General features: G+C 50.7%; 11 protein-coding genes. 5 read left to right on the top strand and 6 right to left on the bottom strand.

The features are described from left to right. Positions 1 to 67: 67 nt before the first annotated feature. Positions 68 to 646, top strand: coding sequence for a signal peptidase I (gene lepB, locus EL628_RS00945; protein WP_161975184.1), 579 nt, complete (start codon positions 68 to 70; stop codon positions 644 to 646). Between the two features lie 17 nt (positions 647 to 663). Here the strand turns inward: lepB and EL628_RS00950 are convergent, their stop codons facing one another. After that, positions 664 to 1,434, bottom strand: a complete 771-nt coding sequence (locus EL628_RS00950) for an acyl-[acyl-carrier-protein] thioesterase (protein WP_126577942.1) — start codon at positions 1,432 to 1,434, stop codon at positions 664 to 666. Positions 1,435 to 1,707: 273 nt separating this feature from the next. Continuing rightward, positions 1,708 to 3,264: an acetyl-CoA carboxylase biotin carboxylase subunit gene (accC, locus tag EL628_RS00955; RefSeq protein WP_245993956.1), complete on the bottom strand. Its 1,557-nt coding sequence runs from the start codon at positions 3,262 to 3,264 to the stop codon at positions 1,708 to 1,710. A gap of 312 nt (positions 3,265 to 3,576) precedes the next feature. On the opposite strand from accC, the gene EL628_RS00960 reads away from it, so the two are divergent. Further along, on the top strand, positions 3,577 to 5,928 hold the full coding sequence (locus EL628_RS00960) for a methyl-accepting chemotaxis protein (RefSeq protein WP_126577943.1): 2,352 nt from the start codon (positions 3,577 to 3,579) through the stop codon (positions 5,926 to 5,928). A 144-nt stretch (positions 5,929 to 6,072) separates the two neighbouring features. On the opposite strand, the gene EL628_RS00965 is transcribed toward EL628_RS00960, so the two are convergent. The 4 genes from EL628_RS00965 to EL628_RS00980 form a co-directional block, all read right to left on the bottom strand. Continuing rightward, on the bottom strand, positions 6,073 to 6,930 hold the full coding sequence (locus EL628_RS00965; protein ID WP_126577944.1) for a TrmH family RNA methyltransferase: 858 nt from the start codon (positions 6,928 to 6,930) through the stop codon (positions 6,073 to 6,075). Between the two features lie 90 nt (positions 6,931 to 7,020). Further along, the gene (rplT, locus tag EL628_RS00970; RefSeq protein WP_126577945.1) at positions 7,021 to 7,380 is read right to left on the bottom strand and encodes a 50S ribosomal protein L20; all 360 of its coding nucleotides are present in this window, start codon (positions 7,378 to 7,380) and stop codon (positions 7,021 to 7,023) included. A gap of 34 nt (positions 7,381 to 7,414) precedes the next feature. Further along, the gene (gene rpmI, locus EL628_RS00975; RefSeq protein WP_126577946.1) at positions 7,415 to 7,618 is read right to left on the bottom strand and encodes a 50S ribosomal protein L35; all 204 of its coding nucleotides are present in this window, start codon (positions 7,616 to 7,618) and stop codon (positions 7,415 to 7,417) included. 236 nt (positions 7,619 to 7,854) lie between these two features. Further along, positions 7,855 to 9,648 (bottom strand): MptA/MptB family glycosyltransferase, encoded by a 1,794-nt coding sequence (locus EL628_RS00980; protein ID WP_126577947.1) that lies wholly within the window; start codon positions 9,646 to 9,648, stop codon positions 7,855 to 7,857. 477 nt (positions 9,649 to 10,125) lie between these two features. On the opposite strand from EL628_RS00980, the gene rpsF reads away from it, so the two are divergent. From rpsF to rpsR, 3 genes are all read left to right on the top strand, one after another. Then, complete coding sequence (gene rpsF / locus EL628_RS00985) at positions 10,126 to 10,626, top strand: 30S ribosomal protein S6 (protein WP_126577948.1); 501 nt, start codon at positions 10,126 to 10,128, stop codon at positions 10,624 to 10,626. Between the two features lie 83 nt (positions 10,627 to 10,709). Further along, the gene (locus EL628_RS00990; protein ID WP_126577949.1) at positions 10,710 to 11,111 is read left to right on the top strand and encodes a single-stranded DNA-binding protein; all 402 of its coding nucleotides are present in this window, start codon (positions 10,710 to 10,712) and stop codon (positions 11,109 to 11,111) included. Between the two features lie 17 nt (positions 11,112 to 11,128). Beyond that, positions 11,129 to 11,428 (top strand): 30S ribosomal protein S18, encoded by a 300-nt coding sequence (rpsR, locus tag EL628_RS00995; protein ID WP_126577950.1) that lies wholly within the window; start codon positions 11,129 to 11,131, stop codon positions 11,426 to 11,428. Positions 11,429 to 11,629 lie beyond the last annotated feature (201 nt).

An 11,629-nucleotide genomic window follows, 5' to 3' on the forward strand; every position in this document is an offset into this window, starting at 1 on the left:
TACATACTTTGATGAGAGCGTTCATCTCTGTAGTGAACGCTTACAGTCCAAAGTTGAGGGGGAAGACGTGATACAGAAATCTTCGATGAAGCGGCAGCTACAATCTTTCCGCCAGCGCCTGGCTTTCCTGTTGCTCCTCTTATTCATGCTCATGCTATTCAGAATAAGTGTCCAGCAATTTCATATTCAAGGCAGCAGTATGGAACCAACGCTCCATAATCAGGAATATATTATTGTCAATAAGGCTGCCTACCTTTTTGCCCCTCCAGAGCGTGGCGACGTGATCGTCTTTGAATATCCTCTTAATCCCCACGAAAATTATATTAAACGGGTCATCGCTGTCCCTGGCGATGTTGTCAGTGTGATAGATGAGACAGTTATTGTTAATGGCGTTACCTTGCATGAAAATTATATTAATAAACAGGACCCGGAGAATCCTTATCCCTCTTTTCGCAATCATATAGTAGCGCCCGATGAGTACTTTGTGCTCGGAGATAATCGAGGAGATAGCTCTGATTCGCGCGATTGGGGACTGGTGCCGCGCGATAATATTCTTGGCAAAGCCACTCTCATCTACTGGCCCTTTAGCGCTGACAATTTCGGGATCCTACCCAGTGAAAATAATGTCTTTGCCAATGTACACTAATCAATGCTGAAGACGTATCAAGCAGTCCAGTGCCAGCGAGAACGAGCACGCACGAGCCGGCTTCCATTACGCGTAATCTGCTGCCAGCGCGTAAATTCCTGTCCCGGCACAGGAAAAGGCTCAAACCAGGTCTGTACTTCTAGATGATCCCCCAGTAGAGCACTCTCGCTATATTCAATCTCATAATCATGCACACGCAGATCAGCAGTTGTCAGAGTGATTCCTGCCTGTAGATAGCTTTCCCAGGCTGCATTATCCAACGTCTCTACATAAACAGTATTATTCATATGCTTCATATTATCAATTGCCGAGAACGGGACGACGAAGCTACTCTGCTCTGGCTCACGTGCAGGAAAAGCTGGCCATGGCTCATCAACGACCTGGCGAACAGGGCCATCCGGCAACCAGAGTTGGACGGTTCGCTCGGGCACTCTGGCCGGACGTCCACGCTGATCTAAATAAACCCAGAGTGAACGAGCGGTAATTACGGGTTCGCTCTCGGGTGCAGATCCTTTCAATCTCGCCTCATAGGCGCGCTGAGCGGAGACACGCGTAAAGCTCAGCGCATAGGTATCAATCTCCAGATCAGTATGCATCTGTACGGGCTCGCTAAAAGAGACGAGGGTCCGTTTAATGACCCAGAAGCCTTCGCTGTCTGGAAAGACCTCCTCGGCATCGCGGCCCGCTATATCCTGAAGATAGCGCAAGAAAGCTTCTGTGGTGAGAAATCCATTGTAATCACACTCGTCATAGCGAACAGAATAGTTATAGTGAAAGTGCCGTCCCATTCATTCGTTTCCTTATTAAAAATATAGCTAATGCATTCTTCCATATGTATTAACACCACCACGGAGTCTCTATCATCCCATTTATGATTTGTCTATACCTTTGGATAGTTCGGATACTTTTGGTGGTCACTATAAACGCGGACCATACGCCAGATGGCGATACAGTCCGCGTTTATAGTGACCACAGCGAGGCCCTTTCTCACTCATGCACTCATCGTGACTCTATGATGTGGGCAAGATGTGTACCAAAAGGGAGATCCAGACCTGCGTTTCTTACAGACGCCGCAGGCCAGAGCTACGACTTGCATCAAGCCAGCGGCTCTTTTGAGTTTGACTATCAGAAGAGGGTTGTCGACGTTTGAGCTCTTGCTCATGCTCTTCATGAGCCAGGAGAGCTCCAATGATCGCGGCCATCTGCTCGGGAGAAGACGCTTCAGGGGCTGAAGGTTCGCTCGTGTTTAGCGTACCTGTACCCCACTCTTCCGCAATAAAATCGGTCGAGAAATCGGCGGCCTGAAAACGTGGCTGTTGCATCAGCCAGCGAGCAAAAGGAAGAGTGGTCTGTACGCCAAGGATCTGATATTCTGCCAGGGCCCTCTGCATACGCGCAATAGCCTGAGCGCGATCTCGCCCCCATACAATGAGTTTAGAAAGCAGAGGATCATAGAACAGAGGAACCTGTAGACCAGGATAGAGCGAGCTATCCACGCGCACACCAGGCCCTGACGGCTCTTGTAACACAAGAACAGTTCCCGTTGCTGGCAGAAAATGATTATCAGGATCTTCGGCGGAGATGCGGCACTCAATCGCTGCACCTCGGAGAACGATCTCTTCCTGGGTAAAAGAGAGGGGCAGGCCGGCAGCAATCCGTAGCTGCTCCTGAACCAGATCGATCCCTGTACACCACTCGGTCACGGGATGCTCAACCTGAATACGAGCATTAATCTCTAAAAAGTAGAAATGTCCATCAGCCCCCAGTAAAAACTCGGCGGTCCCGGCATTGACATAGTTAATCGAGCGCACCAGCGAGAGCACAGATGAAGTCATCCGTTCGCGGAGCTCGGGCTGGACAACGGGCGAGGGGGACTCCTCAATCAACTTCTGATGGCGGCGCTGGATACTACATTCGCGCTCACCAAGATGGACGACATGGCCATGGCTATCAGCAATAAACTGCACCTCGATATGGCGGGCCGGTGTGACTGCCTTCTCAATATAGACCCGTCCATCACCAAAGGCGTTCTGAGCCTCGCTACGGGCCGTACGAAGGGCAGCGGGCAGCTCATCCGGATTGCGCACAAAACGTATCCCCTTTCCACCACCACCAGCAGCCGCCTTTAATAAAATAGGATAGCCCAGTTGCTCTGCAAGGGTCAGAGCCTGAGCTTCATCTTCAAGATCCGTCATAGCCCCTGGCACAATTGGAACACCAGCCGCCTGAGCTGTCCGGCGTGCGGCGGTCTTCTCGCCCATTGTACGCTGAGCCTGCGCAGATGGTCCCACAAAGATCAGGCCAGCCTGCACACAAGCTTCTACAAATTGTGCATTCTCGGCCAAAAAACCATACCCGGGATGCACAGCCTGCGCCCCCGATAAGCGAGCAACCTCTAATAACTTGTCGATATTAAGGTAGCTTTGTACGGCGGCGGCTGGACCAATAGCATAAGCTTCATCAGCCATCCGCACATGTAAGGCCTGGCGATCCACCTCACTATAAACAGCGACACTCTGTAGACCTAACTCTCGACAGGCGCGGATAATCCGTACCGCAATCTCTCCTCGATTAGCAATCAAGACCTTCTGAAAAGGCCATTGCGAGATATTCTCCACAAGAAGGCTCCTTCGACTTCAAACAGCGATGAACTTTTTCATCAGTATAGCACGAATCTTGCATAACACGGCTCTACTTTCTTCAGAAGATATGCAAGAAACCCCAAAAATAGTATTTTTCGGCTATCGCACTGAGAGTATTTTGATTTTTTGCAAATAAGGGTACACTGTCATATGGCTACACATGTAAGCGGATGCGTAAAAAATGTACTTACATCCGTTACACATCAAGAAATACTTACTGGTAGCAGTTGCTTCGCGTGGATAGGTAGTGGTGATTAGACAGGTGTTGGAGGAGGAACCGAAGTATCTATGCTCACATTTATCGCCAAAGGCCAGATCTCCAGTCGTCTTATGGGCGCATTCCTGCTAGCGGCAGTCATCCCAGGCCTTATTATCTCGCTTCTCGGCGTCACTTTTATTAAAGATCAGCAGAATCGCAGTCAAGCGGTTCAGATGAATATAAATGCATTCAAGTCAACAACCACAACTGCAGCGTATTTTCCACAATTACAGGAGCTCCTCAAGGAGCTCTATCAAGATCAATACGCGACAACCAGTCCTGTCTTGAGAGCTCAAGTTCAGGGCTGCATACAAAAACTACAACAACTGGATACGCTGTTTCTACAATCTGCTCAACAGTATAAGCAGAAAAATATTCTTAGCGACTCCTCAATAATGGGTCAGAGCCTGACTCTTTTAACCAATAATGATCCTTTGACAAAGCTCCCCATACGCCAGAAGATAGCGGTCGATCAGGTACTGTCGCAGTCCTGGCCTGGCTATCTCCAGGCGCAAGAGAAGCTCTTCACCTCCATTAAAACAAAACGATCTGCGTCAATAGCGAATCAGGAGCTCCAGCAGGCCCTCCAGGCTGGTCAGTTGGCCGCAGAGGATTGGCAGCAGGTGGTGGCGATCAGCGAACAGCTCTGTCGAGAGATTACACAGGTCGGACCTGCCCAGACAAATCCACTTATTCTGGCGACAATTCTGGCCTTTCTTAGTACAATGCTGGTTGTGACGGTCATTGGGTATGCGGTCTATCTCACAATTACACGCCCTCTCCATGAGCTCAGTTTACTGACGGAACGCATTGCTGCGGGGGATACCAGCGCACGAGCACAGGTAACAGGCAAGGATGAGATCTCACAGGTGGCTCGCTCTATGAATACGATGCTTGATCATATTGTCTTACTCCTTCGTGAGGCTCAATTTCAACGTGATCATTTACAGGCTCGTGTCGAGAAGCTCGCATGCGATGTGAGTGTCGTTGGGGAGGGAAATCTCCGCGTGCATGCAGAGGTGACTGCGGATGCAATTGGGGTGATGGCCGACTCTTTCAATTATATGATTGAGGAGCTGGGCAGCCTGATTGTGCGTGTCAAGCTGGTGGCGTATGAGGTCGATGGTTCGACCAGCAATGTTTTGACGCAGATGACCCAGTTAGTCGAAACAGGCAAACGAGAGATGGAACAGATTGCAGGGATTGAAGAAGAGATTCATCATATGATGAAGACCTCACGTCAGGTCTCAGAGCGTTCTCAGATCCTGTATACAGTCGCTAGAGGGGCTCGAAGAGATGTACAGTTGGGGAGAGAATCAATCCTCCATGCAACAAATGGTATGGGACGCATCCACGAGAATGTACATGCAACGGCTGCAAAAGTTCTGACGCTGGAAGAATGTTCACGCGAGATTAATGAGATCGTTGAGGCTATCTCTGGCCTGGCTCATCAGACCAATCGTCTGGCTCTGGATGCCGCAATTCAAGCTGCCATGGCTGGCGATGATGGAAAGGGCTTTGGAGCTGTGGCGTCAGATATTCGACGCCTGGCTGAGCTGTCAAAAGATCAGGCCAAGATGATTACGCGCATTGTGCGCAATATTCGCGAGGAGATCGGAGCGGTAACCCATTCAATGCAAGATACTGAGCGCGAAACGGTTGAGGGGACACGGCTGACACGCGAGGCCGGGAATGCACTGGAAGCACTCTTTGCAGCGGTGGAACATCAAGCCAGAGAGATCGATTCCATTCATCAGATCGCCGCCCGACAACTAAGCGCTTCAAAATCAATCTCGTCCATCATGCAGCGGATCTCTGCCTCAACCCTTGAAAGCAATGGCAAGACGGAGGAGGCTTCACAACATATGGCCCGGCTTGCTCGCCTTGTTGAACAGCTACGAGCTTCGGTGGAGGCCTTTAAGCTACGCGAAAATCAAGGCTACTATATTGCCAATAGTCCAAATACCCACCCGGATGAAGATCCCGATAAACCGTTTACTGTCAGTGGGGTCTATCGCAAAATTCGAGCGCATGAGCAGAGCACCTTTAGCTCCTGGATGAGGGATGATATCCCACTACCACCGCCTCTGATGGCTCCGATCAAACGACCAGACCAGCTACAGTCAAGCATAAACCGACTGCAAAAACAGTATCCATTCCCACAGATCCCCTCAACCCAGAACAGCCAGTTGAGCGGATCTGATTGGCCACTCCCCATCAATGAGACGGGGCAGATGCAAGAGCCAATGCTGCCAGGTGGCTTCCCACCAACATCAGAGATGACACCCACGCCCAATCAGTTCCAACCCTCTGGCTGGCACCTTCCCCAACCGCCCGAGGAAGAGGCCATCTCTAATCAAGAACAGACATCCAATCCGTAATAGAGAGAGGATAGAGAGAGTAGAGAGTACTACATAGCTCTTCCAGAGAAGGGCGCAATCCCCTCCATAGCCTATCATCATTCATGATAGCTGTGGAGGGGATTGTAGTCTGTAGTCTGAGCTCCCTCTTTAAATGTCCGAACCTCACCGCCTCTGACGCTGGCGTACCGTTTCATACAGAATAATGCCAGTTGCCATTGCGACATTGAGCGATTCGACATCGTTAGCAAGGGGGATACTGACCGGGTGTGTAGCCAGTGTATGGGCCTCTACTGATGGTCCATGTGCTTCATTCCCCATAATCAGAACACAGGGCTGTGTAAAATCCTGTTCATAGTACATCTGTGAGCTTCCAGCCTCGGCCAGGAGCACACGAGGCTGGCCCTGACAATGCTGCTTCACCAGCGTGGCAATCGCAGCCCAGGAAGCATCTACAACAACAGGCAGCCGCAAATGAGCCCCCGTAGCCGCACGTACAACCTTGGGGCTATAGTAGTCAACACAGTTGGGCGTCAGAATGACCTGGCTCACATCAGCCGCCAGTGCAGTACGCAAGATAGTCCCCATATTGCCAGGATCAGCAATATCATCCAGAATCAACAAGACGGGACGGTGAGCAGGTTGACGACGATCCTGCATCTGCGCCGAATTCAGCGCATCCAGGCGCAGGACACAGATCACTCCTTGTGAGCTCTGAACCTCTCCCAGGGCATCTATGACCCTTTCGTTAACCTCAAATAGCCTCTCTGGCGGAAGATCTGTACGATGAAGCAGGCGCTCTAGCAGCGCTGTACCTTTGGGAGTCCGGCGCAGGAGATCGGGCTGAACATACACTTCCTGAAGAGGCACCTGCGTCTCCAATACCGCTTCCAGAAGGTTTAATCCCTCGAGCAGAAAGAGCCCACTTTTCTTACGTCCACGACTGGTATGGAGGGTCTGGAGCTTGCTCACCCGCGCATTAGCGGGACTGGTGATGAGCGTATAGCGCGTATCGTGTGTCATTATCTTCTCACAAAGAAAAAAGCCCGACGTATCACTAATCTGCTTGATACATCGGGCTTTACCAGAGCGTCCTCCGCTCTTCAAGATCTCTTATGCTTTGACAGCATCCAGTGCAGTCTTCACAAGAGCACCAAAGGCTGAAGGATCATTCACTGCCATCTCGGCCAGGATCTTGCGATCGACTTCGATGTTTGCGACGTGAATAGCATGAATGAGCTGGCTGTAGCTGACCCCATACATGCGAGCGGCAGCATTGATACGGGTGATCCAGAGTGAGCGCATATCGCGTTTGCGGTTACGGCGGTCGCGATACATGTACGCCATGGCGCGCATGACGGACTCACGAGCGGGACGGATCAGATTGCGGCGTGTTCCACGATGGCCTTCCGCAAATTGTAATAACTTTTTGTGCTTTTTGTGTGCGGGTACTCCGCGTTTTACTCTTGGCATAGTTCTTCCTTATCCTCGATTCAATCTCTTGATACTAGAAAGCGTAGGGGAGCAGACGTTTCAGACGACGTGTATCAGCAGTTTTCAGCTGAAAAACTTTGTCCATCGAACGAACTGCCTCAGGAGATTTGTTACGGCGCAAGTGGTTTAAAGCCACTTTACGGCGCATGAACTTGCCAGATGCGGTCACTTTTACCCGCTTTGCCATTGCTTTGTGGGTTTTTAATTTCTGCTTCATAGCTCTTTCTTTCCATGTTTGTTGCGGGGACACTTGTTGATCACAGCCTGCCTCTACGAGAGAAATATTGGAGAATATCTCAGATGTTAGAGACAATGAGAGGACGTGATTGAGGACCCTTTGATCCTCTTTGTGCTCCATCCAAGGCGCAGATAAGCCTTTTTCAAGAGCCCAATCCCGCTTGCCGCACGATTATATCATATCCCCTCGCCACACGCAAGAGTTGTAAACAGGGCTCAAAGATCATCACTCAGACCGCGCTGTGGCCGCGAGAGCCAGGGTGGACGTATCAGACGCAGTGGACGGCTCACTGGCTGCACCACCCCTTCCATCTCACGTGCCCGTAACCGCTCCCAGATCGATGTAAAAAACCAGATCCAGCCCCAGAGCAGACAGGGCAGACCAACAGTCACCAGCCCCTGGCCAGGCCACACAAGATGACGCTCCCAGAAATAGTAGTTCAACAAGGCTCCGAACAGAAGAGCAACAGCCAGTTGAATCGGACTACGCCGGGTCGAACACAGGGCAAGAATCAATGGAAAGAAGACATACCAGGGCCAATATGTTGGCAGAAAGATCACTAAAAGGAAGAGACCAATACAGCTACATGCAAGCACCCATTCAATGGTATCAACCAGCCAGATAGTACAGAGTAGACTGATAATGACAACCAGGAGAGTGAATAACATCCAATGTTCGGGCTGAGCCAACCAGGGAATCAATGCAGGAAGCCGTAAAGGCACCTGAAGGAGAGTAGCATCCAACGAACCAAGCGCACGCGTTGGTAAGAATAACTCTATTAAGCGAGCCTGAAGATCAACCAGATCTCCCCCCTGCCAATAGGGAATATAGGCCAGCACAAAGACCAGCAGCGAGATCACAAACAGCCCCAACCACCAGCAAGTGCTCCAGAACCACCAGATAAAGCGCATTCGCCGCCCCATCGCACACAAAAACAAGGGCAGCAGGAGCAGAGCTGCAAAATTAACCAGGCTCGCCAGCAACAGAAAGACCCAGCTCAACAGGAGCGCGTTACGCTGAAAGAAGAAGATCGCTAATAAGATCAGTGGAATCAGCAACATCTCTTGATGGACTTGAAAAATGCCCAGCAACAAAATGAGAGGATTCCAGGCGTAAAAAAGGGTCGCGGCATTCCGGACAGCAGGATGTGCCTGTGAGAGGATATGCCAGAGCAGCACAACGCTCAGAAGGTGGCCCAATGCAGCCGCCAGACGCATACTCAGAAGAAACAAAGGGACACTCTGATGCGTCGCCAATATCAGTAGAATACTACTATCTAACCAGACAGGGCCAAATGAAAGAAGCGGAATAGGCGGTGCCGAACTGGCCTGGCTGCTGACGAGCAATTGCTGAAACGTATCCTGCACACTTCCCCAGGCCGTAAACACGTATGGATTAAGATGAGTCTCGACCACAAGCTGGCCATAAAAGCCTGATAAGAGCATCTGTTGTGAAAAAACAGTCAGATGAGCCGGACCTATAACCATAGTCGCCCCAAACAGCAACGTAAAGAGACAGATCATCCAGAACACTAAGGGCTGACGACTCAGAAAGCGCGTAGTAGGGGCAGCCTGCTGAACCAGTCCAACCGCACAGGCCAGTACGCCCAATCCCAGACAGAGCAAGAATAATTGTATATTGGCAAAACCAACGGCAGTCGTAGGGTTCAGCCATCCCACATAGAGTCCCAGGGGCTTTACTATCTCAATCACCCCGCGCACGTGATGCAACCAGGGGAGATGGGCGAGCCAGAAAGCACGAAGAGGGTCAGGCTCCCCCCTCTGGGCAGACAACAACAAAAGCAAGGCCAGATAGAGCATCTCCAACGCCAGTGCACATACCAGCAACCAACGAGCAAAAGAACGGCGCTGCAAAGGAGGCTGGGGAGTAGTCATCAGAGCATCCGAATGTACGAGAAGAGATGAGCGGCGTAATGGCCCTGCCGCCCCTGCCGCCTGTATACTTTGTGTTCTTCTCGTTTTTACAGAAGCGGGATTATGGTGCTGCATAGTCTCTCCGCCAGACAGAAGATTTTTAGACACATCGTTTTTTAACAGTAGAGAATCCGGTTTTAGTATGATCGAAAGCGCTCGAACTGTCAATAAAAACCGACCAGGCAGGCAAAATTCCTTATTGAAAGTGAAGTGAGCAGAAAAGGGGGAGCGAAAACTTTTCCATTTTTGGCAGGTACAAGCGGAATAGAATAGTGAACAGATTAAACAGCCCAGATTACCTGGCTCTATTGTCAGAGATTGAGAACAATGTTATAATGCGGGGTATTGATGGCTTCCATAGTGCAAAAGTTTATATACTACTGCATGGGAAGACTTCGATCCCCCCTATCAGTGGGGATCATTTTTTGCTGAGGCCGCACCTGATATATAAGCGGCATCTGAAGTTTTTTAGCATCGATTCATGTTGGTGCTCCACCTGCCCTGGCGCATTTCTGTAGACCAGGTGCATACCCACAGGAAGGAGGTGGCTTCGTGAAGCGAGATTATGAACTAGCTTTCATTCTCAACCCCGAAGTCAGCGAAGATGAGACACGGTCCATTCTGGATCGTATCGATCAGATCGTCGCAAATTATGGCGGTCAAGTAGTAAAGGTCAATCAATGGGGGCGTCGTCGTCTGGCGTATCCAATCGAGCGCCATCGCGATGGACTCTATGTTTTCATTGATCTGATCTTGACTCCCGAGACCGTAGCTGAACTCGAACGTACACTCAAGGTTTCGGAGCTCGTTCTTCGTTATATGATGAAGAAGCGCGATCCCAAAGCCGTCCAGAAGGAGCGCGAAGAGCGCGAGGCTCGTGCTGTTGCTGCTGCTGCCGCTGCTGAAGCTGCTGCTGCTGCCCCGGCCACCGAGGGTGAGGCCGCTCCTGTAGAACATGCCAGCGCTGAAGAGCAGACAGTCCTCTCAAGCGAGGAGCTGGATGATGTTCCACCGGCTATTGAAGACGCGGATACTATCGAAACTGAGGCATAATTACTCTACGTTTGGGTCTGTTCATTCAATCTCTAAAACATGAGCTGGGGTGGGATAACACGTCGAAAGGATTTGGTTGAATCATGAACAAAATCATGTTAATTGGGAATCTTGGCAAAGATCCCGATATGAGTTATACGCCAAATGGTGTTGCCGTCACGAAGTTTTCACTTGCTGTAAATCGCACGTCCAAGTCACAAAGCGGTGAACGCCAAGAAGAGACAGACTGGTTTAATATCGTTGCCTGGCGTCAGCTTGCAGAGACGTGTAACACTTACCTGAAAAAAGGTCAGAAGATCTACGTTGAGGGCCGTCTCCAGCAGCGCAAGTTCACCGATAAAAATGGTGTTGAGCGCACTGGCCTGGACGTCATCATCAGCGATATGGAGATGCTGACCCCCAAGAATCAGCAACCCCAGGGCTCCGGTTCTAGCTCGAATTTCTTGAGCGATGACCTGGGAGATCCGGATGAACATCCCTTCTAATATGAAGGAGAAAGTCTGTGCAAAGACGTTCTGAAGGTGGCGGCTCCTACCAGCGCCGCGAGCGACGCGAAGGCGGGCGCGGCGAGCGCTCATCCCGCCGCAAAATTTGTCAATTTTGTCATGACCATGTCCGCGAGATCGACTACAAAGATGCAGGGCGTTTCATGCGGAAGTTCATTTCCGATCGTGGAAAGATTGAGCCTCGTCGCAAAACAGGCACTTGTGCCAAGCATCAGCGTGGTCTGAGCACCGCTATCAAACAGGCTCGCTTTATGGCTCTGCTCCCCTACACGGCAGAGCACATGCGTGGGATGTAATTCGCTTTACACCCCCGTCTAGCTGTCGGTGTGTATACTGAGAATACTCATAGCATAAGGGGTGCTCAGTAGCCACACCAGGGCCTGACTCACCATTCTATGGTGCTGCACGGGTTGTCCCAGGATATCTGGCCGAGGTGTGGGATTGGTCTCCCTCTCTCTCATCTCTCCCCCGTGCCAGGATGATGCATTTCTGCCTGG

Source organism: Tengunoibacter tsumagoiensis (assembly GCF_003967535.1).
Classification (GTDB): Bacteria; Chloroflexota; Ktedonobacteria; order Ktedonobacterales; family Ktedonobacteraceae; genus Tengunoibacter; species Tengunoibacter tsumagoiensis.

Bases quoted from the DNA above. Each gene is read 5' to 3' on its own strand.
- EL628_RS00950 (WP_126577942.1), bottom strand. From the start codon at position 1,434: ATGGGACGGCACTTTCACTATAACTATTCTGTTCGCTATGACGAGTGT.
- EL628_RS00965 (WP_126577944.1), bottom strand. From the start codon at position 6,930: ATGACACACGATACGCGCTATACGCTCATCACCAGTCCCGCTAATGCG.
- EL628_RS00960 (WP_126577943.1), top strand. From the start codon at position 3,577: ATGCTCACATTTATCGCCAAAGGCCAGATCTCCAGTCGTCTTATGGGC.
- EL628_RS00990 (WP_126577949.1), top strand. From the start codon at position 10,710: ATGAACAAAATCATGTTAATTGGGAATCTTGGCAAAGATCCCGATATG.
- rplT (WP_126577945.1), bottom strand. From the start codon at position 7,380: ATGCCAAGAGTAAAACGCGGAGTACCCGCACACAAAAAGCACAAAAAG.
- rpmI (WP_126577946.1), bottom strand. From the start codon at position 7,618: ATGAAGCAGAAATTAAAAACCCACAAAGCAATGGCAAAGCGGGTAAAA.
- EL628_RS00980 (WP_126577947.1), bottom strand. From the start codon at position 9,648: ATGCAGCACCATAATCCCGCTTCTGTAAAAACGAGAAGAACACAAAGT.